Source organism: Luteimonas sp. YGD11-2 (assembly GCF_004118975.1).
Lineage (GTDB): Bacteria > Pseudomonadota > Gammaproteobacteria > Xanthomonadales > Xanthomonadaceae > Luteimonas > Luteimonas muca.
On sequence record NZ_CP035376.1, the window covers coordinates 3113079 to 3135767 of the forward strand.

At 71.2% G+C, this 22689-nt stretch carries 18 protein-coding genes; 13 read left to right on the forward strand and 5 right to left on the reverse strand.

The genetic code is table 11. The annotated features are described in order from the left end of the window. Positions 1–174: 174 nt before the first annotated feature. The 4 genes from ttcA (at position 175) to ERL55_RS14360 (ending at position 3416) form a co-directional block, all read left to right on the forward strand. A complete protein-coding gene (gene ttcA / locus ERL55_RS14345; protein ID WP_129137034.1) occupies positions 175–1089 on the forward strand; it encodes a tRNA 2-thiocytidine(32) synthetase TtcA in 915 nt (304 codons plus the stop codon). Between the two features lie 103 nt (positions 1090–1192). Next, a complete protein-coding gene (locus tag ERL55_RS14350; RefSeq protein WP_129137035.1) occupies positions 1193–2098 on the forward strand; it encodes a recombination-associated protein RdgC in 906 nt (301 codons plus the stop codon). Positions 2099–2132: 34 nt separating this feature from the next. Next, on the forward strand, positions 2133–2921 hold the full coding sequence (locus ERL55_RS14355; protein WP_129137036.1) for a SprT family zinc-dependent metalloprotease: 789 nt from the start codon (positions 2133–2135) through the stop codon (positions 2919–2921). Between the two features lie 45 nt (positions 2922–2966). After that, positions 2967–3416, forward strand: coding sequence for a hypothetical protein (locus tag ERL55_RS14360; RefSeq protein ID WP_129137037.1), 450 nt, complete (start codon positions 2967–2969; stop codon positions 3414–3416). A 60-nt stretch (positions 3417–3476) separates the two neighbouring features. Here the strand turns inward: ERL55_RS14360 and ERL55_RS14365 are convergent, their stop codons facing one another. Together ERL55_RS14365 and hemH are read right to left on the reverse strand one after the other, a co-directional pair. Then, positions 3477–4322: an alpha/beta hydrolase gene (locus ERL55_RS14365; protein WP_206733421.1), complete on the reverse strand. Its 846-nt coding sequence runs from the start codon at positions 4320–4322 to the stop codon at positions 3477–3479. Continuing rightward, positions 4319–5326 carry a ferrochelatase gene (gene hemH / locus ERL55_RS14370; RefSeq protein ID WP_129137039.1) on the reverse strand — a complete coding sequence of 336 codons (1008 nt, stop codon included), beginning with the start codon at positions 5324–5326 and terminating at the stop codon, positions 4319–4321. The genes ERL55_RS14365 and hemH overlap by 4 nt, the downstream gene beginning before the upstream one ends. A 211-nt stretch (positions 5327–5537) precedes the next feature. Between hemH and ERL55_RS14375 the strand changes: the two genes are divergently transcribed. The 5 genes from ERL55_RS14375 to ERL55_RS14395 all read left to right on the forward strand — a co-directional run bounded on the left by ERL55_RS14375 (position 5538) and on the right by ERL55_RS14395 (position 8697). Continuing rightward, a complete protein-coding gene (locus tag ERL55_RS14375; RefSeq protein ID WP_129137040.1) occupies positions 5538–6437 on the forward strand; it encodes a lipid-binding SYLF domain-containing protein in 900 nt (299 codons plus the stop codon). A gap of 91 nt (positions 6438–6528) precedes the next feature. Then, positions 6529–6756, forward strand: coding sequence for a Sec-independent protein translocase subunit TatA (gene tatA, locus ERL55_RS14380; RefSeq protein WP_129137041.1), 228 nt, complete (start codon positions 6529–6531; stop codon positions 6754–6756). Between the two features lie 21 nt (positions 6757–6777). Further along, positions 6778–7236: a Sec-independent protein translocase protein TatB gene (gene tatB / locus ERL55_RS14385; RefSeq protein ID WP_129137042.1), complete on the forward strand. Its 459-nt coding sequence runs from the start codon at positions 6778–6780 to the stop codon at positions 7234–7236. Beyond that, positions 7220–7975, forward strand: a complete 756-nt coding sequence (gene tatC / locus ERL55_RS14390; RefSeq protein ID WP_129137043.1) for a twin-arginine translocase subunit TatC — start codon at positions 7220–7222, stop codon at positions 7973–7975. The genes tatB and tatC overlap by 17 nt, the downstream gene beginning before the upstream one ends. A 17-nt stretch (positions 7976–7992) precedes the next feature. Continuing rightward, on the forward strand, positions 7993–8697 hold the full coding sequence (locus tag ERL55_RS14395; protein WP_129137044.1) for an RDD family protein: 705 nt from the start codon (positions 7993–7995) through the stop codon (positions 8695–8697). A 31-nt stretch (positions 8698–8728) separates the two neighbouring features. On the opposite strand, the gene ERL55_RS14400 is transcribed toward ERL55_RS14395, so the two are convergent. The 3 genes from ERL55_RS14400 to ERL55_RS14410 all read right to left on the reverse strand — a co-directional run bounded on the left by ERL55_RS14400 (position 8729) and on the right by ERL55_RS14410 (position 13097). Continuing rightward, entirely contained in the window at positions 8729–9601 is an 873-nt protein-coding gene (locus ERL55_RS14400; protein ID WP_129137045.1) for a BPSS1780 family membrane protein, read from the reverse strand. A 13-nt stretch (positions 9602–9614) separates the two neighbouring features. After that, on the reverse strand, positions 9615–10364 hold the full coding sequence (locus tag ERL55_RS14405; RefSeq protein ID WP_129137046.1) for a glutamine amidotransferase: 750 nt from the start codon (positions 10362–10364) through the stop codon (positions 9615–9617). A 924-nt stretch (positions 10365–11288) separates the two neighbouring features. Continuing rightward, on the reverse strand, positions 11289–13097 hold the full coding sequence (locus ERL55_RS14410) for a GspE/PulE family protein (protein WP_241685786.1): 1809 nt from the start codon (positions 13095–13097) through the stop codon (positions 11289–11291). Positions 13098–13165: 68 nt separating this feature from the next. Between ERL55_RS14410 and glyQ the strand changes: the two genes are divergently transcribed. From glyQ to ERL55_RS14430, 4 genes are all read left to right on the forward strand, one after another. Continuing rightward, positions 13166–14077 carry a glycine--tRNA ligase subunit alpha gene (gene glyQ / locus ERL55_RS14415; RefSeq protein WP_129137048.1) on the forward strand — a complete coding sequence of 304 codons (912 nt, stop codon included), beginning with the start codon at positions 13166–13168 and terminating at the stop codon, positions 14075–14077. Between the two features lie 176 nt (positions 14078–14253). Continuing rightward, entirely contained in the window at positions 14254–16380 is a 2127-nt protein-coding gene (gene glyS / locus ERL55_RS14420; RefSeq protein WP_129137049.1) for a glycine--tRNA ligase subunit beta, read from the forward strand. Positions 16381–16440: 60 nt separating this feature from the next. Beyond that, positions 16441–18282: an autotransporter assembly complex family protein gene (locus ERL55_RS14425; RefSeq protein ID WP_241685787.1), complete on the forward strand. Its 1842-nt coding sequence runs from the start codon at positions 16441–16443 to the stop codon at positions 18280–18282. Further along, complete coding sequence (locus ERL55_RS14430) at positions 18282–22217, forward strand: translocation/assembly module TamB domain-containing protein (RefSeq protein ID WP_129137051.1); 3936 nt, start codon at positions 18282–18284, stop codon at positions 22215–22217. Before ERL55_RS14425 ends, ERL55_RS14430 begins: the two co-directional genes overlap by 1 nt. The last annotated feature ends 472 nt before the right edge of the window (positions 22218–22689 follow it).

Here is a 22689-nt window from a genome sequence, read left to right on the forward strand (position 1 = left end):
CGCCCGCGGACGGCCGGAAACGGCCCGCTCCGGCATCGTGACAACGTCCGATCGGACCAGCGCGTGCACCGCGTCCACGTGCGGACGCACACGACATGTGGTGAACGTCGGCACATCGACGCTGCATCGATCCAACACGGATGCGCCCGACGCTGCCGGTACACTAGCGATCCGATGAGCACCGTCCTGCCCCTGCCCGAACCGGTCCTGCGCCGCCGCGAACGCGATCCGCGTGCGCAACGCCATGAAGCCAACCGGCTTGCCAAGCGCCTGCGCCACCAGGTCGGCCGTGCGATCGCCGACTTCGCGATGATCGAGGACGGCGACCGGGTGATGGTGTGCCTGTCGGGCGGCAAGGACAGCTACACCCTGCTCAACATCCTGCTGCAGCTGCAGAAGAAGGCGCCGGTGTCGTTCTCGCTCACCGCGGTCAACCTCGACCAGAAGCAGCCCGGCTTCCCGGAGCACGTGCTACCGGAATACCTGCGTTCGATCGGCGTGGACTTCCACATCATCGAGCAGGACACCTATTCGGTGGTGTCGCGCGTGGTGCCGGAGGGCAAGACGATGTGCTCCTTGTGCTCGCGGCTGCGCCGTGGCGCGCTGTACACCTACGCGGCCGAGCACGGCTACACGAAGATCGCGCTCGGCCACCACCGCGACGACATGGTGGCCACGTTCTTCCTCAACATGTTCTTCCACGCAAAGCTCAGCGGCATGCCGCCGAAGCTGCTGTCGGACGACGGCCACCACGTCGTGATCCGCCCATTGGCCTATGTGCGCGAGGACGACATCGCCGCCTATGCGCAGGCAAAGGAGTTCCCGATCATCCCCTGCAACCTGTGCGGCTCGCAGGAGAACCTGCAGCGCAAGCAGGTGCAGAAGATGATGCGCGAGTGGGAACACGAGTTCCCCGGCCGCATCGAAACCATCGCCCGTGCGCTGGGCGACATCCGCCCGTCGCAGCTGGCCGACCCGTCGCTGTTCGACTTCCTCTCACTCGGACGCGCAGGACGCGCCGCGCCGACCGATGCCCGCGCATGGCTGGCCGACCCCGGACCCATGGACGACGCCGGCGACAGCGCCTGAGCGCGGTGCCCGCCCGCCCGGCGTGTCCATGTCCGCGGATGCACGACCCGTCGCCGCCATCGTGCGCGTGACGCCCCCCCTCTTCTTCCGGTAATGCTTCCCGATGTTCTTTCGCAATATCACCCTGTTCCGCTTCCCCGTCTCGCTTGATATGGGCACCCTCGACGCGGGCCTGGCCGAAGCCGCGCTCAAGCCGGTCGGCCCGCTCGAACTGTCCTCGCGCGGGTTCGTGCCGCCGTTCGGCCGCGAGGCCGAGGCGCTGTCGCACCGTGTCGACGAGGCACTGTGGCTCACCGTCGGTGGCGAGGACCGCCTGCTGCCGGGCGCCGTGGTCAACGACATGCTCGCGCAGAAGATCGAGGAGATCGAAGCGCGCGAAGGCCGCAAGCCGGGCGGCCGCCGTCGCAAGCAGCTCAAGGACGATCTGGTCCATGAACTGCTGCCGCGCGCGTTCGTGAAGCCATCGCGCACCGATGCACTGGTGGACCTCAAGCTCGGTGTGTGCGCGGTCGACACCTCCAGCCGCAAGACCGGCGAGAACGTCGTCTCGGAGATCCGCCGCGCGCTGGGCAGCTTCCCGGCACTGCCGCTCAACGCCGAGGTCGCGCCGCGTTCGGTGCTGACCGGCTGGATCGCCGGCGAGGCGCTGCCCGACGGCCTGTCGCTGGGCGAGGAATGCGAGCTCAAGGATCCGGCCGACAATGGCGCGATCGTGAAGTGCCAGCGCCAGGACCTCAGCTCCGACGAGATCGCCCGTCACCTGGAATCCGGCAAGCAGGTGACGAAACTCGCGCTGGTGCTCGACGACCATGTGTCGTTCGTGCTCGGCGATGACCTGGTGGTGCGCAAGTTCAAGTTGCTCGACGGCGCCGTCGACCAGCTCGAGCACACCGAGGCCGACGACATCGCCGCCGAACTCGATGCGCGCTTCGCGCTGATGAGCGGCGAGTTCCGCCGGCTGTTCGCCGTGCTCGAGCCCGCGCTGAAGTTCAGTCGCGCCGAGGCCTGAAGACCCTCGCCGGCGCCGCCTGCTGGACGCACCCATGTCCCCGTCCCTGCGTCGTCTGCTCGGACCCCGCCTCGCGTGCACGCCGGTGCAGCGCGACACGATCCCGCTCGCCTGCGACGACGGCCGGGTGATCGACGTGCTGCGCGTGCGTGATCCGCGCGCCAAGCGCATGCGCCTGTCGGTGGCAGAACGCGGCGCGCGCCTGACCCTGCCGCCTGCCGCGAGTGATCTCGCCGGCGAACGCTTCCTCCATGAGCACCGCGCTTGGCTGGTGGCGCAGCTCGACGCCCAGCGCGGCGACGGCATCGAGCCGCTGGTGGCGCATGCCAGCACCCGGCTGCCGCTGCGTGGCTCGATGCATGCGCTGGCCTGGGGCGAAGGCCGCTATGCGCGCATCGAACACGATGGCGACGTGCTGCGCTTCAGCGTGCCGGCGCGCGCCACCGCGGCCACGCTGCGCCGTGCGCTGCGCGACTTCTACGAGACCGAGGCGCGTGCCGATGTCGGCCGCTGGCTGCCACGCTACCTGCCCGGCCTTCCGTCCGCGCCGGCGCGCATCCGCATCCGCCCGATGTCGTCGCAGTGGGGCTCACTGGCGCCGAATGGCGTGCTCGCGCTCGACCTTGCCCTGGTGCTCGGTCGCCCAGCGGCATTCGAGTACGTGCTGGTGCACGAGCTCTGCCACCTGATCCACGCCGACCATTCCAAGGCGTTCTGGCGCGAGGTCGAAGCGCGCTTCCCGGCATGGCGCGAGGAGCGCGACTATTTCCACGCCGAGGGCCGCCGGCTCAAGACCGCGCTGCACCTGCTGCTGGCCGGCTGAGGCCGACAACGGCGTTTTCGGAGGCAGGTGCTTCCGGACTCCGCCATGCGTCGAAGCTGCATCCTTGCGATCTGCCTGTGCCTGGCCGCTGCCGGCTGCCAGCGTGGCCTCGACGGCACCGGACCGGCACCCGGACCGGTCGCGGCGTCGCTGGCCGTCCCGGCCCCGCAACCGCTGACGCTGCCCGAGGATTTCCCCGCCGATCTCTACCTGCCGCCGGGCTACGAGCTGCGCAGCATGATGGATGTCGATGGCACCCGCGTGGTCGGCATGCAGCTCGACGGCGACATGGCGACGCTGTTCGCCGATGCCCGCGCGGGCATGCAGGCCCTGGGCTGGCGGCAGACGCTGGCGCTGCAACGCGCCCCGGACGGCGCGATGCTGTCGTTCGAGAAGGGCCCGCGTGCGGCGGTGCTGTGGCTGCGTCCGGTGTCGCCGGACACGGTGCAGCTGCAACTGCAGCTGCGCGAGGACATGCGCGTGGCGACGCGGTAGGCCTGCCGTAGTAACCGGCCAGGTCCGACGGTCGGCCAGTCGCGTCCCACCTCGGGTACGTCAGCCGTGGAAGAAGCGCCCGATCGCTTCGGCCACCGCCTGCGGCGTTTCCATATGCAGGTGATGTCCACCCGGCAGCACCACCAGCTCGGCCTGCGGCAGCAGGCGCGCGCGGCGGCTGCGGTCGGGCTCGGGCAGATAGGGCTGCGGCGGATCGGCGTAGATCACCCGGGTCGGGCATTCGATACCGGCGACGAGGTCGTCCACCTGCGCATCGGTCATGCGCACCATCGTCGGCACCGTGAGGCGCGGGTCGCTGCTCCAGGTGTGGCCGCCCTCGACATCGGCCAGCCCGCGCTCGACCAGCAGCCGCGCGACCGGCTCCGACAGCGCATTGGCATGCATGCGTGCACGCACCGCGGGCTGCGGGTCGACGAACACGCGCAGTGCCTTGCCGCGCAGCGCGCGCGTCGCCGACACCGACTCGCGCAGGCGCGCGGTGGTGCGTTCGGCCGTCTCCGGCAATGCGCCGAGTGCCTCGATCGCCACCAGCCGCTCCACCCGCTGCGGGCATGCCGCCGCCACCAGGCTGGCGATGCCCGCCCCCATCGAATGGCCGAGCAGCGCGAAGCGCTCCCAGCCCAGCGCATCGGCGATGTCGAGCACGTTGTGCAGTGCCCCAGGGAAGGTGTATTCGACGCCCGGCGGCAGGTGGTCGCTGCGTCCGTGACCGGGCAGGTCCACGGCGACCAGGTCGATGTCGCCCAGGTACGGCGCCAGCGGCACGAAGCTCGCCGCGTTGTCGAGCCAGCCATGCAGGGCCAGCACCTTCGGGCCGTTGCCGCCATTGCGCAGGCCGCGGATGCAGCCGGCGGCGATCTGCAGTTCGAATTCCCGCATGGTCAGCGCGCGTCCATCGTCCAGCCGTCGAGCTCGCGCGCCACCAGCGCGGCGAGCGCATCGGCATGGCCGGGATCGGCATTGAGGCAGGGGATATAGCGCAACGTCTCGCCGCCATGTTCGCGGAACAGCTCGGCGTTCTGCAGCGCGATCTCCTCCAGCGTTTCCAGGCAGTCGACGGCGAAGCCCGGGCAGACCACGTCGATGCGCTTGACCCCGCTGTCGCCCAGCGCGCGCATGGTGGCGTCGGTATAGGGCTGCAGCCACTTCTCGCGGCCGAAACGCGACTGGAAGGTCAGCATGATGCCGTCGTCGGCAAGCCCCAGCGCACGTGCGATGGCGACGGTGCTGGCGCGGCACTGCAACTCGTAGGGATCGCCGGCATCCACCACCCGCTGCGGGATGCCGTGGAACGAGAACAGCAGCTTCTCGCCGCGAGGCTGCACCTGCCAGGCCGCGCGGATCGAAGCAGCCACCGCTTCCACCCAGCCCGGGTCGAGGTGGTAGTCCTGCACGACGTGCACCGGCAACGCGGCACGTCGTGCAACGTCGTCGACGGAAGCCGTGGTGGTGGTCGAGTACTGCGGATACAGCGGCAGCACCAGCACCCGGCGCGCGCCCTCGTCCTGCAGCCGCTCGAGCTCGCGGGCCAGCGACGGCGTGCCGTAACGCATCGCGTGCGCCACGCGGATGCCCGGCATGCGCTCGGCGACGCGTTCGGCCAGGCCGCGCGTATGGACCAGCAGCGGCGAGCCGCCCTCCATCCAGATATCGGCGTACAGCGCGGCCACGCGCTTGCAGCGCAAGGGCAGCACCGCACCGCGCAGGATCGGCTGCCACAGCAGCGGCGGCAGCGACACCACCCGGCGGTCCGAAAGGAACTCGAGCAGGTAGCGGCGCACCGCATCGGGCGTCGGCGCTTCCGGCGTGCCGAGATTGACCAGCAGGACCGCGTCGTGGGCGCGGGAAGACGGTGGCGTCGTGGCGGACGCGGAGCTTGGCTGCGACATGCGCATAGGATGACAGCTTCATCCACGGCGGACGTTCCAGCCGCGGATCGCAGCGGTCACCCGGGACAGCGATCGAAGGGCCATACCGCGGACGTTGCATCCGCCGCTCCGGCGGAGCCCGGGAATCCTCAGACCCGATTCATTTCTGCGATCCTACCTTCACGTGTCGCGGAACCCCGGTTCCGCCCGCCAACGCACCCGGAGCTTCCCGATGACCCAGTCCCGCCGTCCCGTCCGCCTGCTGCTTGCCGCCACCCTCGCGCTGTCGCTGGCGGCCACGGCCGCCCATGCCGGCCCGCGGGAGGACGAGCGCGCGCTCAACGCGGTGCGCGTGCTGACCGAAGTGCAGGCGATCCCGGAAAACGCGATTCCCGACAAGCTGCTCGACGAGGCCCGCGCGATCGTCGTGGTGCCCGACACCATCAAGGCCGGGCTGGTGATCGGCGGCCGCCGCGGCCATGGCGTGATGGCGGTGAAGTCCCCCGACGGCACCTGGTCGCAACCGGCCTTCGTCACCCTGACCGGCGGCAGCATCGGCTTCCAGGCCGGCGTGCAGTCCGCCGACGTGGTGCTGGTGTTCCGCAACGACCGCAGCCTCGACAGCATCGTCAACGGCAAGATCACCCTGGGCGCCGATGCCGGCGTCGCCGCCGGGCCGATGGGCCGCAACGCCGCCACCGCCACCGACGGCCAGCTCAAGGCCGAGATCTGGTCGTGGTCGCGCGCGCGCGGGCTGTTCGCCGGTGTGGCGCTGGATGGCGCCGTGCTCAGCATCGACGACCAGGCCAACCAGGCCGTCTACGGCGGCGGCACCACGCCGCGGATGATCTTCGAGAACCGCACCCCCAACCGCGCCGCGGGCCCGGTGGTGGACTTCCGCGACCGCCTCGAGGAAGCCACCGCCATCGCCCGCGCCAACCGTGGCACCGAAGGTGCAGGCCAGGTCGCCTCGCAGCGCGCGCGCGCGCCCGCGCCGGCGCCCGTGCAGGACACCGCGACGCAGGCACAGCCGCAGGCGCTGGATCCGGCCCGCACGGAACCCGCGCCGTCCGCATTCGAGCCGGTCGGCGAGAGCGAGATCCGCGCCGAACCGCTCGACGGCACCTGGTAGCCGCGCGACTGAACGCGGCCACCCGCAACCGGCAACGCAGCCATGCGATGGCTGCTATCCTGCAGCCCAATACGTATCAGGCAGGCGCGTCATGGGTAGTTTCAGCATCTGGCACTGGATCATCGTCGCCCTCGTCGTGCTGCTGGTGTTCGGCACCAAGAAGCTGCGCGGCGCCGGGCGCGATCTCGGCGAAGCCATCAAGGGCTTCAAGCAGGGCATGAGCGACGACGACACACCGTCGGCCCGCATCGAACAGCGTCGCACGGAGACCGTCGCCGACGGCGACCGCAAGCGCGACCGGGACGACGCCGCTCGCTGACCGCGCGCGTCGCGCCGCCCCATGTTCGACCTCAGCTTCGCCGAAATCCTGGTGATCGCCGTCATCGCCCTGGTGGTACTGGGGCCCGAGCGGCTGCCGCGCGCCGCGCGTTTCACCGGCCTGTGGGTGCGCCGTGCGCGCGGCCAGTGGCAGTCGGTGCGTTCCGAGTTCGAGCGCGAGCTGGCCGCCGAGGAGCTCAAGCGCAACCTCGACCAGGCACGCAGCGCGATGCGCGACGCCGACCGCGACATGCGCGGCGCCGAAGCCGCGGTGCGCCGCGAAGCGCAGGAGCTGCGCGACGGCCTGACCCCGGGCACGGCCACGACCGCAGCGAAGCCTTCCGACGCCGGCACCGCATCGACGGCACCCGACGTGGCATCACCCACGGTCGCGACGGCCGTGGACAGCGCCAGCGGCACGGTGGCCGAGCCGTCCACTCACCCCAGCGAAACGACCGCGACCGATGGCCAACGACGCTGAGTCATCGGCCGACGCCAGCCTGCTCGACCACCTGATCGAGTTGCGTTCGCGGCTGCTGCGCGCGATCGCCGGCCTGATGCTGGTGTTCGTCTGCCTGCTGCCGTTCGCCAACCGGCTGTATGCCTGGCTGGCGCAGCCGCTGCTCGACAAGCTGCCGGAAGGCGCGACCCTGATCGCGGTGGAAGTCGCATCACCGTTCTTCGCGCCGTTGAAACTCGCGTTCTTCGTCGCCCTGATCACCACCATGCCGTGGCTGCTGTACCAGCTGTGGGCCTTCGTCGCGCCCGGGCTGTACCGGCGCGAGAAGCGCCTGGCGATGCCGCTGCTGGCCTCCGCACTGCTGCTGTTCTATGCCGGCTGCGCGTTCGCGTTCTTCCTGGTGCTGCCGGTGGTGTTCGGCTTCCTCACCGCGGTTACCCCCGACGGGGTGGCGATGATGACCGACATCCACGCCTACCTGAATTTCGTGCTCGTGATCTTCCTCGCCTTCGGCCTCAGCTTCGAGCTGCCGGTGGCGATGGTGATCCTGGTGCTGATGGGCTGGGTCACGCCCAACCAGCTGCGCGAGTCCCGCGGCTACGCCATCGTCGGCGTGTTCGTGATCGCCGCCGTGGTCACCCCGCCCGACGTGGTCTCGCAGCTGATGCTGGCGATCCCGATGTGCCTGCTCTACGAGGCAGGGCTTATCGCCGCGCGCATGCTGGTGCCGGCCGACGGGCGCGCCGCCGAGGAATCGTGACCGCCGCGCGGCCACCGATGCCCGCGCCGATACCCGCCACTGCCGTTCCTGCTCACCCGGCGCCGCTGCTGCATCGCTGGGCCGCATGGTCGCTGGATGCGTCGCTGGTGGCGGCGGTTTCACTGGCGCTGGTCGCCACGCCGCTGGCTGCGCGCGTAGGCGTGCTGGACACGGCGCTCGCGGTCCTGCTCGACGCGATGCTGCAGCCGATGCTCGCCGCACTGCCCGGCCTGCCGACGCCGGCACAGCTGCTGGCGGATGACGCCATCCGCGTCGCCGTCAGCCAGCTCGCCTCGGCGCTTGGCAGCGTGCTGCTGCTACCGCTTGCCGCGTTTGTGCCGCTGTTCTGGCTCTACGCCAGCGCCTTCGAATGCCGGCATGCAGCGACGCCCGGCAAGCGCGCACTGCGATTGCGGGTGGTCGATGCGCAGCGCGTCGGTCCGGTGCGTTGCCGCCGCCACGCACTCCGACAGGCCGCCGGCCTGCTGTCGTGGCTGAGCGTCAACCTCGGCCACCTGATGGCGGTGCTGCCGCCGCGCCACCAGGCGATGCATGACCGCATTGCCGGGCTGCGCGTGGTGACAGAGACGGATGCGGCGCTGTCGCGCTGGGCACAGGCATGGCTGTGGCTGCAGGCGGCGCTCGTCTGCGCCGTACTGGCCATGTCGATCGTCGCGCTTCAGGCGCGGGTCGATGCGGCGCTGGTCCGCGCGCTGGGTTGACGCACGGCGGCACTGCGGCCGCCACCTGCAATCAGAGTTCGATGCCGGAACTCGCGGTGCTGCGGTCGATGGCGCCACCGGCGCCCGGGGCCAGCATCTGCGACCAGGCGGTGTAGATCGAGCCGATCACCACCGGCATCAGCACCGCCATCAGCGCGATCTGCCCGATCAGTGCGCCGACCAGCACGCCGCCGACCAGCCCGAACAGGGCGCCGACGACCTGCGCGGCCACGCTCATCAGCACCGCCACCACGAGCGTCAGCAGGATGAACACCAGCATCGCCGGCAGGTTGCGCAGGCAGGCGCGGAAGCTGCGCGCCATCGCCGCGAACGCGGGGCGGCCCTCGAGCATGATCTGCGGCGAGGCGACGAAGGTGTAGAAGTACACCGCGATCACCAGCGCGATCACCAGCAGCATCCACAGCAGCAGGCGCCCGGCCGGCAGGCCGGCGAACACCTCGGGGTCGGGATTGGCCTGGCCCTGCGCGGCCTCCATTGCCGCCGCCAGCGTCTGCAGCTGGTCGATGCCGACCATCAGCACCAGCAGCAACACCGCGGCGATGCCGAATGCGATCTGCGGCACCAGCTGCGCCATCAGCGGCAGGGTGCGGCCGTTGCGGAAACCTTCCAGCAGGTGCGCGGGCGACGCGGCGCCATCGCGGTCGACCTGGTGCATGGCGAAGACGAACCCGCCCAGCAGCACCGGCGTGAGCAGCATGATCAACGCCTGCAGGCCCAGGAACATGCCCGGTGCGGCCTCCGCCAGCAGCAGCGGCAGCCCGGTCACCAGCCCGAGCACGGCGCCGGTTGCCAGCAGCCCGGCCGGTGCCTTGCGCAGCAGCCCGAAACCGCCCAGCAGCCATTCCGCGCCGGCCCCTGCGGACACCTTGCGCACGTCACTCATCGCCTGTTGCTCCCTATCGTCCGCCTGGCACCGTGCCGGCACGACCGCGCACAGTGTACGCGTGGCGCACGAACCGACGCAGCACATCGCGCGCATGCGGCGCGGCCGACACCGACTGCGCCAGCACAACCGGATCGGTACCTTCCGCGCGCAACGCATCGGCACGCGCACGGATGTAGCCGCGCATGTGCATGGCGGAGAATTCCGGATGGAACTGCACGCCCCAGGCCTGGTCGCCGAAGCGGAAGGCGTAGTTCGGGTCGTGCGCAGCGGTGGCCAGGCACTGCGCACCCTCGGGCAGGCGGCGCACGCTCTGCAGGTGGGTCGCCTGCGCGGCGAACGGCGACGGCAGGCCGGCGAACAGCGGGTCCGTGGCGGCGCCTCCGGTGGTTTTCACCTGCACCGTGCCCATGCCGCGCCCTGCCGGGTTGTCGGTGACCTCGCCGCCCAGCGCATGCGCCAGCAGCTGGTGGCCGTAGCAGATGCCGAACACCGGGACGCCCAAGTCCACTGCGTCCTTCAACCACTGCGCGGCGCGTTCGCTCCACGGTTCGCGGTCGCTGACCATCGCCCCGGAGCCGGTGACGATCACGCCGATGCGATCGGCAGGATTGGGCAGGGTGGCACCGGATTGCGCATCCACGGTGTCCACCGCACTGGCACGCAGGCCGGCGGCCACGCGGATCCAGTGGTCGAAGCCGCCATGGCGGCGCATGGACGCGATCGGACGTCCGGTCTCGAGGATCAGGAAGGAGGCGGTCATGTGCGCCGCATGATACTGGCGCCCCATGATGCGATTGCATGGTGTGCGGGGACGCTGCGATCGCGTCTGCGGAACGTAGCCGTTGATGACCTTCAAGAAAGCGCTGATGCATCCGGCGGTGGCATCGGTGGAGGCGAGCAGTCGCGTGGTGGCGCCCCGCCGGGTATTTCCCCGGGCCGACCGCGTTCGTCGGCGTCAGACCCGGTTCCTCTCCACCTCCAGTCGTGATGGGGACAGCCGGACTATCCGGGCGCTCGTGGAGGGCTTCGTTGATGTTGCGCGCTGCCCGTCTCGCGCACCGCGGCGTGTGCTCCCCCGGCCGGAGTCCGCGTCCAGCTACCACGGCCGGCCGCCGGCCATCCATGGCCGGCTGGGAGCACACGCCGCGGTGCACGCGACGGGCTCCGACGCTCGTCGGCTTCGGTGTGGAGGGCAGCAGCGGTGCCGCTCACGAGGCCGTGGCACGGGCGGCGGCCGGCCCAGCCGCCGGTTCCGGTTGTGACCGCCTGTGCTCGTGCCTCCAACAATTGCGGATGGAGATGGACAACGGCTCAGCCGAAGTCGTCGGTTGCCATGGCGACCTGACGTTCTTTGACGTTCTACGACGTTCTTCGCTGTTGCTCTTCGTCCCGACGCGACGACAGCTTGGAGCCCGCCGCGGACGCAGGGGGATGTCCAGAGCCGGCCATGGATGGCCGGCGGCCGGATGTGGGAGCTGGACGCGGAGATATCCGGCTGGGCATCCCCCTGTGGCCGCGGCGGGCAGCCGGGACTCTCGACGAGCCGCATCTCGATCGGCGAAGAACCACGCACTGCAGGCGCTTGGAAGGACCGTCAGGCTCTGATCGCGAACGGGAGGCCCCGGACATCCCCTCACCCGCCTGCGGCGCAACCTCTCCCGCGCGCGGGAGAGGGGTACGGCGCCTATTCCCGCGGCGGCAGCACCGTCAGCACTTCCTCGACCGTGGTCAGCCCCTGCGCGACCTTTTCCGCGCCGGCACGGCGCAGCGTTCGCAGCCCGCCGCCAACCGCTGTACGGGCGAACGTGGCCAGTTCCATGTCGGGACGGATCATCGCGCGCAGCTGCGGGGTGACCGGCATCAGCTCGTACAGGCCGACCCGGCCCTGGTAGCCGGTGTTGCGGCACTCCAGGCAACCCACCGGCACGTGTGGCTGGCCTGGCGGCACCGGCTCGCCGGGATCGAGCAGCGCCATCCAGCCGCCTTCGGGCACCTCGCCCGGGCGTTTGCAGTGCGCGCACAGCGTGCGCACCAGCCGCTGCGCGAGCACGCCATTGAGGGTGGAAGCGATGAGGTAATGCGGCAGGCCGAGGTCGAGCAGGCGGGTGACCGCGGAGGGCGCGTCGTTGGTGTGCAACGTCGACAGCACCAGGTGGCCGGTCAGCGAGGCCTGCACCGCCATCTGCGCGGTATCGAGGTCGCGGATCTCGCCGATCATGATGATGTCCGGGTCCTGCCGCAGCAGCGTGCGCACGCCCTGCGCGAAGGTCAGGTCGATCGCCGCATGCACCTGGGTCTGGTTGAGTTCGGGCGCAACCATTTCGATCGGGTCTTCGACGGTGCAGACGTTGACGTCCGGCGTCGACAGCCGTCGCAGCGTGGAATACAGCGTGGTGGTCTTGCCCGAACCGGTGGGCCCGGTGACCAGCACGATACCGTGCGGGCGCTGCACCAGTTCCTCCCACGCCGTCGCCTCGCCGGCGTCGAAGCCCAGCTGCCCGATCGGCTTGAACGCGGTGTCCGGGTCGAAGATGCGCATCACGCACTTCTCGCCGAATGCGGTCGGCATGGTGGACAGCCGCATCTCCACCTCGCGCCCACCCGGCGAACGGGTCTTGATGCGGCCGTCCTGCGGGCGCCGGCGCTCGGCCAGGTCCATGCGGCCGAGCACCTTGATCCGTGACACCACCGCGGTCATCACCGGTGGCGGCATCTCGAACACCTTGTGCAGCACACCGTCGATGCGGAAACGCACGCGGCCGAGGTCGCGCCGTGGCTCGAGGTGGATATCGGAGGCGCGCTGTTCGTAGGCGTACTGCAGCAGCCAGTCGACGATATGGACGATGTGGTGGTCGTCGGCATTGACGTCGCCGGACTTGCCCAGCTCCACCAGCTGCTCGAAGCTCGGCGCCTCGCCACCGCCAGCTGCGCCGTCGCGCTGCTCGCGCGCGCCGCGCAGCGAGCGGGTGACGCCGAAGAACTCCATCGTGTAGCGGTTGAGGTCGAGCGGGCTGGCGACCTCGAGGGTGATGTCGCGGCGGAGCAGGCGCTGCAGGTCCGGCAGCCAGTCCAGTGCCAGCGGTTCGCTGGTGGCGATCAGCGCGCGATCGGGGCCGACTTCCAGCGGCAGGATGCGGTGGCGCCGCGCGTACGCATGCGAGATCAGATCGGTGACGCCGGCGACATCCAGCCGGGTCGGGTCGATGCGGCGGTAGCTCAGCCCGGTGCGCGCGGCCAGCCATTCGGTCAGTGCCTCCAGCCCCAGCTCGGTGCCGGCACGACGGGCCGAGGCCAGCTTGAGATTGGCCAGCAGCACCAGCGGATGCACGGTGTCCACGCCGCGCAGGTGACGGCTGCCGGCATGCGCGCGCGCGGCTTCCTCGGCGCCGATCAGTCCATCCGCCGCAAGCGCATCGATCAGCGGCGCGATCGCCAGCCGTCCGGGCGGCAGCGCCGCGGGGGCCTGGGGGCGTTCGGTGCGTGCTTCGCTCAAGGACCGGCTGCCGGGAGTGCGGAGGGTGCGCCGTATACTAGCGCGCCCCATTCGCGAGCCTGCCGACGATGTCCGCACCCACGTTCCAGGAGCTGATCCGGCGCCTCAACGCCTACTGGGCGGACCAGGGCTGCGTGCTGATCCAGCCACTGGACCTCGAGGTCGGCGCCGGCACCTTCCACCCGGCCACCTTCCTGCGCTCGCTGGGGCCCGAGCCGTGGAACGCCGCCTACGTGCAGCCCTGCCGCCGCCCCACCGACGGCCGCTACGGCGAGAACCCCAACCGCCTGCAGCGCTACTACCAGTACCAGGTGGCGATGAAGCCCAGCCCCGACAACATCGTCGAGCTGTATTTCGAATCGCTCAAAAGCCTTGGCATCGACCCGCAGGTGCACGACCTGCGCCTGGTCGAGGACAACTGGGAATCGCCGACGCTCGGCGCCTGGGGCCTGGGCTGGGAGGTCTGGCTCAACGGCATGGAAGTGACCCAGTTCACCTGGTTCCAGCAGGCCGGCGGCCTCGAGTGCAAGCCGGTGCTGGGCGAGATCACCTACGGTCTCGAGCGGCTGTGCATGTACCTGCAGAACTGCGACAACGTCTACGACCTGGTGTGGACCCATGGCCCCGACGGCGCGCCGGTGCACTACGGCGACGTCTACCACCAGAACGAGGTCGAGCAGAGCCGCTACAACTTCGAGGTCGCCGACGTGCCGGAGCTGTTCCACCGCTTCGACGCCTGCGAGGCCGAGGCGCTGAAGCTGGTGGAGCTCGACCTGCCGCTGCCGGCCTACGAGCAGGTGATGAAGGCCAGCCACAGCTTCAACATGCTCGACGCACGCCGGGCGATCTCGGTCACCGAACGCCAGCGCTACATCCTGCGCGTGCGCCGGCTGTCGCAGGCGGTGGCGCAGGCCTACTTCGCCCAGCGCGAGAAGCTGGGGTTTCCGGGGCTGAAGCAACCGCGGGCGGCCGCAGCCTAGACGATTCTTGACCCTTCTCCCGCCTGCGGGAGAAGGTGCCCGAAGGGCGGATGAGGGCAGCCCCCGGCCCAGGCCGGCACACCGGCACGCCACATCCGCGCCCTCATCCGGCGCTGCGCGCCACCTTCTCCCTCCCGCGGGAGAAGGGTCCAGACACGAATGCGAAGGCTCCATACATGACCGACATGCGACCCCTGCTTATCGAACTCGGCACCGAGGAACTGCCGGTCAAGGCGCTGCCCGGCCTGGCGCAGGCGTTCTTCGATGGCGTGGTCGGCGCGCTGGAAAAGCGCGGCATCGCGGTCGAGCGTGGCGATGCGAAGCCGCTGTACACGCCGCGGCGGCTTGCCGTGCTGCTGCCGGGCGTGGCCACCACCCAGCCCGAGCAGCGCTCGGAAGTGCTGGGGCCGTACCTCAACATCGCGCTGGATGCCGAGGGCCAGCCCACGCGCGCGCTGCAGGGCTTCGCGCAGAAGGCCGGGGTCGAGTGGACCGCGCTCGAGCGCACCAGCGACCAGAAAGGCGAGCGCTTCGTGCACCGCGCGGTGAGCCCGGGCGCACGCACCGCGGCACTGCTGCCGGCGGTGCTGGCCGAGGCGATCGACGCGATCCCGGTGCCCAAGCCGATGCGCTGGGGTGCACACGGGTGGGCGTTCGCACGCCCGGTGCACTGGCTGGTGCTGCTGCTGGGCGACGAGGTCATCGCGGCCGATGCGTTCGGCTGCACGGCCGGCCGCGACAGCCGCGGCCACCGCTTCATGCATGACGGCGCGGTCGTGATCGCGCGCCCGGACGACTATGTCGATGCCCTGCGCGCGGCAAGCGTGCTGGTGGATCCCGACGAACGCCGTGCGCGCATCGTCGACGAGGTGACGGCCGCCGCCACTGCTGCCGGTGGCACTGCGCGCATTGATGCCGACAACCTCGCCCAGGTCGAGTGCCTGGTGGAGTGGCCGAAGGCCGTGGCCTGCTCGTTCGAGCCGCAGTTCCTCGCGGTGCCGCAGGAGGCGCTGGTCGCCACCATGGAGGCCAACCAGAAGTTCTTCCCGGTGCTGGGCGCCGACGGCCGGCTGATGGAGCATTTCATCGGCATCGCCAACGTCGAATCCACCGACGTGGCCGAAGTGCGCAAGGGCTACGAGCGCGTCATCCGGCCGCGCTTTGCCGACGCGCAGTTCTTCTTCGCCGAGGACATCCGCCAGGGCCTGCCGTCGATGAACGCAGGGCTGGCCACGGTCACCTACCAGGCGAAGCTCGGCACGCTTGCCGACAAGGTGACGCGGGTGGCCGCGCTGGCCGAGGCGATCGCGCCGCGGGTGGGCGTGGACGCCACCCTCGCGCGCCGCGCCGCGGAGCTGTCCAAGGCCGACCTGCAGTCGCGGCTGGTCAACGAATTCCCCGAACTGCAGGGCATCGCCGGGCGCTACTACGCGCTGCAGGATCCGTCGCTCGATGACCTCGCCATCGAGGACCGCAGCGCACTGGCCAACGCCATCGACGAGGCCTGGAAGCCGCGCGGCGCCGGTGACGACATCGCGCTGTCGCCGCTGGGCAAGGTGCTGGCGATTGCCGAGCGCCTCGACACGCTGGCCGGTGGCTTCGCCGCGGGCCTGAAGCCGACCGGAAACAAGGATCCGTTCGCACTGCGCCGCAATGCGCTGGGGCTGGCGCGCACGATCATTGAGAGCGGTTTCGAGCTCGAGCTGCCTGCGTGCTTCGCGATGGCCTGCAACCAGCTGCGCGATCCGAAGGGCATCGAGGACCGGTTCGAAAAGTCCATACCACAGACGGTCCAGGAACTGTACGACTTCATCCTCGACCGCCTGCGCGGCTACTACGAGGACCGTGGCGTGCCGCCGCAGCACTTCGCCGCGGTCGCCGCGCTCAAGCCCGCGTCGCTGTACGACTTCGACCGCCGCATCGATGCCATCGGAAGCTTCGCCGCACTGCCCGAAGCCGAGGCACTGGCCGCGGCCGACAAGCGCATCCGCAATATCCTGCGCAAGGCCGATATCGAGGTACCGGCGCAGGTGGACCCCGGGCTGTTCACCGAACCCGCCGAGCGCGCGCTGGCCGAGGCGGTGGAAGCCGTCTATGGCGAGACCACGCAGGCGCTCGCGGACGGCGACTACGTCGACGCACTCGCGCGGCTGGCGCGGCTGCGCCCGCAGGTGGACGCATTTTTCGACGCGGTGATGGTCAATGCCGACGACATGGCGGTGCGTGCCAACCGGCTGGCGCTGCTGAAGCGGCTGGGCGGGCGGCTGGGCAGCGTGGCCGCGATCGAGCAGCTGTCGGGCTGAACCCGCAGCCGCCTCGAGACGTCAACCGGGCATCGCATCCGCTTCGGTATGCTGCCGCGCATGCGTGCCCCACAACGCGTCACCCCGCCCCGCCCGCGCCCCGCCATCCTCCGTGCCGTTGCCCTCGCCGCGCTGCTGTCGCCGGCGCTGGCGCAGGCGATCGAGGTCGGTGAGGTCAGGATCATCGGCCTCGACGAGGAGATGGCCGAGAACGTGCGTGTCTCGCTGTCGCTCGAGCAGGCACAGGGGCGCGATGTCTCGTTCCGCCGCCTCGCCTACATGCTGCGCGAGGCCGAGGACGAGACCCGCGAGGCGCTGGAGCCGTTCGGCTTCTATTCGCCCACGATCACGGTCGAACGCGAGCCCGGCAACGGCAATGGCGGCGGCACCGGGGACCCGCGGCGCGGCCCGGTCACGGTGACCATCACCGTCGATCCCGGCGAGCCGGTGCGCATCCGCCATTCCAGCATCGCGATCCTCGGCGAGGGCGCGGGCGACCGTTATCTCGCCGAGGAACTCGACGCCTTCGCCCCGGCGCCCGGCGCGATCCTCGACCACCCGGTCTACGAGGCCAGCAAGAACCGCATCAGCCGCCGGCTCGCCCAGCGCGGCTATTTCGATGCCGACTTCAGCGCGCGCCGCGTCGAGGTCACCCGCGCCGATCATGCCGCCGACATCGAGCTGGTGTGGACCAGTGGCGAGCGTTACGACATGGGCGCCACCACGTTCACGCAGACGCCGGACGAGATCATCGACCCGGGCCTGCTGGAGCGGCTGGTGTACTGGGAACAGGGCGAGTACTACCACCAGGGCCGCCTGGACCGCCTGCGCACCTCGCTGCAGCGCCTCGACTACTTCAGCACCATCAGCATCAACCCGCAGCCCGAGGAGGCGGTCGACCGCCAGGTGCCGGTGCAGGTCACGCTGACCCCGGCGCCGCGCAAGGTGCAGACCGCCGGCCTGTCCTATGGCACCGACAGCGGCGCCGGTTTCCGGCTGGGCGAGGAGCGCCGCTACGTCAACCGCCGCGGCCACAAGGCGCTGGTGCAGCTGGACTGGGCGCAGCGCCGCAAGACCGCCACGCTGCAGTACCGCATCCCCGCGTTCGCCTGGCTCGACGGCTGGTATGCGATCAGCCTGCAGGGTGCCGACGAACAGACCCGTTACATCGACAGCCGCCGGGTCGAGCTGGTCGGCAGCCGCACCGGCCAGTACAGCCGCACCCTCAACCTGGTGGCCTCGCTGCATGCGTTGCGCGAGCGCTGGGGCTATGTGGTGGACGACGGTGACGACGCCACCGAGGAGCCGCCGCTCGATTACCGCTACGCCACCTTCCTGTATCCATCGCTGCGCGCGGAGTACGTGGACGTCGACGACCGCCTGTTCCCGCGCGAGGGCATCGGCGGCAGCCTGGTGCTGCGCGGCGGCGTCGAAGGCGTGGGTTCGGATGCGAGCTTCGCCCAGCTGCACGCACGCGCCACCTGGTACCGCGGCATCGGCGAGCGCAACCGGCTGATCGTGCGCGGCGAGCTCGGCACCACGTCCACCGGCGCACTCACCGACATGCCGCCCAGCCTGCGCTTCTATGCCGGCGGCGACCGCAGCATCCGCGGCTACGACTGGCGCGAGGTCGGCCCGCGCATCGGCGACTTCGCGATCGGCGGCAAGCACGTCACCACCGCCAGCGTGGAGTTCGAGCATTACTTCGCCAATAGCTTCGGCTTCGCGGTGTTCGCCGATTCCGGCAGCGCCTATGACGACCGCCCCGACTGGCGCACCGGCGTCGGCGTGGGCGTGCGCTGGGCCTCGCCGGTGGGGCCGCTGCGCTTCGACATCGCCCGCGGCCTCGACGATCCCGATTCCCCGTTCACCCTGCACCTCGATATCGGGACCTCGTTCTGATGGCGGTCTTCGAAAGCCAGCGCGACGGCGAGGCCGCGGCCGCGCGCGAGGCGCGCATCGCCGAACTGCGGGCGCGCCGACGCAAGCGGCTGCGCTGGCTGGCGGTGCGTTCGGGCATCGTCATCGGCGTGCTCGGGCTGCTCGCGGTCGGGCTGGTGTACTGGCTGCTGACCACGCTGGGCGGGCGCGACTTCCTTCTGGCGCAGATCCAGGCGCGGCTGCCGGCCGGCACGGTGTTCGAATGGCGCGCGGCCGAAGGCCCGGCGAGCGGGCCGCTGACCCTGCACGACGTGCGCTTCGTCTACCAGGCCTGCCCCGACCGCGACGAGGAGCCGGTGCCGTTCGGCGACTGCGACGAGCCGCTGACCCTGTCGTTCGAGGCCGCGCGGGTGATGCTCGATCCGGACATCCGCCCGCTGTTCGGTCGCCGCCTGCGGCTGGACGCGCTGGAAGTCGACGACGCCCGCCTGCTGCTGCCGCCCGGCAGCGACGAGCCTTTCGAACTGCCGCGCTGGCCGGACTCGCTGCCACAGATCGGCCCGCTGCCGCTGGCGCTGCAGGCCGACCGGATCGCCATCCGCAACTTCGAAGTGGTCGGCGCGGAGGGCCCGATCATCGATGTGCACCGCGCCACCGGCGCGCTCGATGCCAGCAACGGCGCGCTGCGTGTCGACGACCTGGTGGTCGACAGTGACCGTGGTGCCTTCCGCGTGCATGGCGAGTACCTGCCCGACCAGGACTACCGCATGGACCTGGTCGCCAGTGCGCTGCTGCCGGCGCCCGCCGGACGCACGCGGCCACGGCTGGGGCTGGTCGCCCGGGGTGACGTCAACGACCTGACGATCGCCCTGCGCGGCCACGCGCCGGCACCGGTGGCCGTCGACCTCACCCTGCGTGGCGGCGAGCGCCCCGGCTGGCGCCTGGGCGTGGATGCGGAATCGCTCGACCCCGGCCTGCTGGCCGGTGGCGAACCCGGCGCCACCCCGCTCCGGGTGCTGCTGGCCGCCGACGGCGTGGGCGGCGAGGCCAACCTGCAGGGCCGGATCGGCTTCGGCGAAATCGAAGCCGTCATCCACCCGTCGGTGGTGCAGCTCGAGGAGCAGGTGCTGGAACTGCGCCCGTTGCGCGTGGATGCGCTGGATGGCCGCATCAGCCTGCGTGGCCGCGCCGACTTCAGCGACCGCGGGCGGCCACAGGGCCGGTTCTCGCTGTCGGCGCGTGACGTGCAGTGGCGCGGCAGCGCCGACGAAGCCACCGGCGAGGCGCCACCGGCGGTGATCGCCGATGCCGACCTCGGCCTGGCCGGCGCGCTGGACGCGTGGGCGGTGATCGGCAACGCCCGCGTCGCCCGCGGCGCGCAGCAGGCCGATGTGGAACTCGACGGCCGCGGCAATGCCGACGGCATGCAACTGCGCACGCTGCGCGCGACCATGCCGGAGGGGCGGCTCGACGGCCGCGGCAGCGTGGCCTGGGCGCCGACGCTCGAATGGCGACTGGATGCCGAACTGGCCGGTTTCGACCCCGGCTATTTCCTCCCGGACTGGAACGGCCGTATCGACGGCACCCTCGCCAGCACCGGCGACACCCGCGAGGACGGCGGTCTCGACATCCTTGTCGACGCGCCACGTCTTGCCGGCACCCTGCGCGGCCGCCGCCTGGCAGGACGCGCGCAGGTGGAGCTGCACGGGCCGGCGCAGGCCGCCGCGCCGGATGCCGGTTTCGACTTCGCCGGCGACATCGACCTGCGCCTGGGCAACAGCCATGTCGTGGCCCGCGGCGAAATGGCCGAACGGATCGACGTCGAGGCGCGCCTGGCGCCGCTGCAGCTCGACGACCTGCTGCCCGGCGCCGGTGGCCGCATCGAGGGAACACTGCAGCTGGCGGGCCCGCGCGCCGCGCCCGGCATCGAGGCCGACCTCACTGGCCGTGACCTGCGCTGGGGCGAGTACACCGCCGGTTCGCTGCGGTTGCTGGGTGACCTGCCCGGCGGGCGCGGCAACGGCCGGCTCACGCTGGCCGCGCAGGCGGTACAGGCGGGGGTGCTGCTCGACAGCGTCGGGATCGAGGCCCGCGGCCGCATCGACGCGCTGGAGGCCAGCGCGCGCGCGCGCGGCGACATCGGCGCGCTCGACCTCACCGGCAGCCTGCAGCGTGCGGGCCCGGGCTGGCGTGGCGCGCTCGATGCACTGCGGCTGGCGCCCTCGCGTGGTGCCGTCTGGAACCTGCAGTCGCCGGCACGTTTCGCGCTGGGCGGTGGGCGCTGGCAGGTCGACGAGTCGTGTTTTCTCGGCACCGATGGCGGTTCCCTGTGCGTGGCCGCCGACTGGCCGCGCAACGGGCTGACCGCCAGCGGCCGGCAGTTGCCGCTGGCGCTGGTGGAGCCGTGGCTGCCGCCGCGCGAGGACGGCACGCCATGGGCGCTGCGTGGCCAGGTCGCCATCGATGCGCGGCTGCGCCCGGTGGGCAACGGTTTCGCTGGCAACGTGGCACTGACCTCCACCGATGGCGGCCTGCGCTTCAGCCCGCGCGCGCGCCGCGACGTGGTCTCGTATTCCGACCTCGCCCTCGACGCGACCTTCGACGCCAACAGCCTCGAGGCGACGCTTGCCACCGGCATCGACGACACCGGCCGGGTGCGCGCCGAGCTGCGCACCGGCTGGGATGCCTATGCACCGCTGTCCGGACGCCTGGACGCGGACATCGACAACCTCACCTGGGTGGAGCTGTTCTCGCCCGACATCGTCGAGCCGCAGGGCCAGCTGGTGGCCCGGGTCACTCTGGGCGGCACCCGTGCGGCCCCGCAGATCGGCGGCCAGGCGGAGCTCACCGGCTTCAGCACCGAGATCCCGTCGCTGGCGATCGCCCCCAGCGACGGCAACCTGCGCCTGGATGCCGGCGCCGACGGCAGCGCGCGCCTGGCCGGCAGCCTGCGCTCCGGCGAGGGCACGCTGCGCATCGACGGCAGCCTGGGCCTGACCGGCCAGGCGCCGATCGTGCTCAACCTGCGCGGCAGCAACGTGCTGGTCTCCGACACCCGCGACCTGCGCGCGGTCGCCGATCCCGACCTGGTGGTGCGCATCGCCCCGGGGCAGCCGATCAGCGTCACCGGCGAGGTCACGGTGCCCGAGGCGCGGCTTGACCTGGAGCGCCTGAGCGAAGGCGTGTCGACCTCGCCCGACGTGGTGGTGCTCGATCCCGTCGACCCCGAGCAGGGCCCGCCCAGCGGCCTCGGCCTCGACCTGGTGGTGGTGCTGGGCGACGACGTCGAGCTCAACGGCTTCGGCCTGACCGGCGAGCTCGGCGGCCGCCTGCGCATCCGCCAGGTGCCGGGCCGCGAAATCATCGGTCTGGGCGCGCTCGATGCCAGCGGCCGCTACGAGGCCTACGGGCAGGAACTGCAGATCACCCGCGGCGCGTTCACCTGGAGCAACGACCCGATCGCCGACCCGGTGATCAACCTGCGCGCCGAACGCCGGATCGAGGCCGAGGAGCTGACCGCGGGGATCGACGTGACCGGCCGGGTGTCGTCGCCTTCGGTCGAGGTGTGGACCGATCCCAGCCGCGACCAGTCGGAAGCGCTGGCCTACCTGGCGCTCGGACGGTCACTGACCACGGTCACCGGCGCCGAGGGCGAGCAGCTGGACGCCGCCAGCGCCGCGCTGTCGGCGGGCGGCGGCATCATCGCCTCGCAGCTGGGCAGCCGGCTCGGCCTCGACAGCGCCGGCGTGGGCCAGTCGCGGGCGCTGGGCGGCAGCGTGCTCGGGATCGGCAAGCAGCTCTCGCCGCGGCTGTACGTCGGCTTCGGCGTGTCGCTGCTGGGCACCGGCCAGGTGCTGACCCTGAAATACCTGCTGGGCCGCGGCTTCGACGTCGAGATCGAGTCCAGCACCCTGGAAAGCCGCGGCTCGCTCAACTGGCGACGCGAGCGGGACTGACCAGCAAAAAGGCTCTTCCCCGCTCCCAGGGAGTTCCCTCCGGGTGCCCGGGACCGGGAAGCCCGGAGCCGAGCCAGAGCCGGCTGGAACCAGCGCCAGGTCGGACGAGGGCGTGCGTGGGGCGAGGGCACAGGCCGGACCAGTCGCCGCCGGTGGCGAGGTGACGGGCATCATCCGAAGCACCTGGTCGCCGGGCGACGGCGCTTGCGGCGGCTCGCGCGCGGGTGGGCGAGGACGAGAGTGCGCGTCGGCGAGGGCGCGGGTGGTCCACCGCGGCCACAGGCGGATGCCCAGCCGGATATCTCCGCGTCCTGCTCCCACATCCGGCCGCCGGCCATCCATGGCCGGCTCTGGACATCCGCCTGCGGCCGCGGCGGGCCCCGAGCCATCATCGCGTTCGGGAAGAAGGTCAACAGCGAAGAAGGTCGGGCCCTCGCGGCAGTCACGATTTCGGCTGCCGCCGTTGCCTCCG

Bases quoted from the DNA above. Each gene is read 5' to 3' on its own strand.
- hemH (WP_129137039.1), bottom strand. From the start codon at position 5,326: ATGTCGCAGCCAAGCTCCGCGTCCGCCACGACGCCACCGTCTTCCCGC.
- ERL55_RS14350 (WP_129137035.1), top strand. From the start codon at position 1,193: ATGTTCTTTCGCAATATCACCCTGTTCCGCTTCCCCGTCTCGCTTGAT.
- glyS (WP_129137049.1), top strand. From the start codon at position 14,254: ATGACCGACATGCGACCCCTGCTTATCGAACTCGGCACCGAGGAACTG.
- glyQ (WP_129137048.1), top strand. From the start codon at position 13,166: ATGTCCGCACCCACGTTCCAGGAGCTGATCCGGCGCCTCAACGCCTAC.
- tatB (WP_129137042.1), top strand. From the start codon at position 6,778: ATGTTCGACCTCAGCTTCGCCGAAATCCTGGTGATCGCCGTCATCGCC.
- ERL55_RS14400 (WP_129137045.1), bottom strand. From the start codon at position 9,601: ATGAGTGACGTGCGCAAGGTGTCCGCAGGGGCCGGCGCGGAATGGCTG.
- ERL55_RS14375 (WP_129137040.1), top strand. From the start codon at position 5,538: ATGACCCAGTCCCGCCGTCCCGTCCGCCTGCTGCTTGCCGCCACCCTC.
- ERL55_RS14395 (WP_129137044.1), top strand. From the start codon at position 7,993: ATGCCCGCGCCGATACCCGCCACTGCCGTTCCTGCTCACCCGGCGCCG.
- ERL55_RS14425 (WP_241685787.1), top strand. From the start codon at position 16,441: ATGCGTGCCCCACAACGCGTCACCCCGCCCCGCCCGCGCCCCGCCATC.
- ttcA (WP_129137034.1), top strand. From the start codon at position 175: ATGAGCACCGTCCTGCCCCTGCCCGAACCGGTCCTGCGCCGCCGCGAA.
- tatC (WP_129137043.1), top strand. From the start codon at position 7,220: ATGGCCAACGACGCTGAGTCATCGGCCGACGCCAGCCTGCTCGACCAC.
- ERL55_RS14360 (WP_129137037.1), top strand. From the start codon at position 2,967: ATGCGTCGAAGCTGCATCCTTGCGATCTGCCTGTGCCTGGCCGCTGCC.
- ERL55_RS14355 (WP_129137036.1), top strand. From the start codon at position 2,133: ATGTCCCCGTCCCTGCGTCGTCTGCTCGGACCCCGCCTCGCGTGCACG.
- tatA (WP_129137041.1), top strand. From the start codon at position 6,529: ATGGGTAGTTTCAGCATCTGGCACTGGATCATCGTCGCCCTCGTCGTG.
- ERL55_RS14405 (WP_129137046.1), bottom strand. From the start codon at position 10,364: ATGACCGCCTCCTTCCTGATCCTCGAGACCGGACGTCCGATCGCGTCC.
- ERL55_RS14430 (WP_129137051.1), top strand. From the start codon at position 18,282: ATGGCGGTCTTCGAAAGCCAGCGCGACGGCGAGGCCGCGGCCGCGCGC.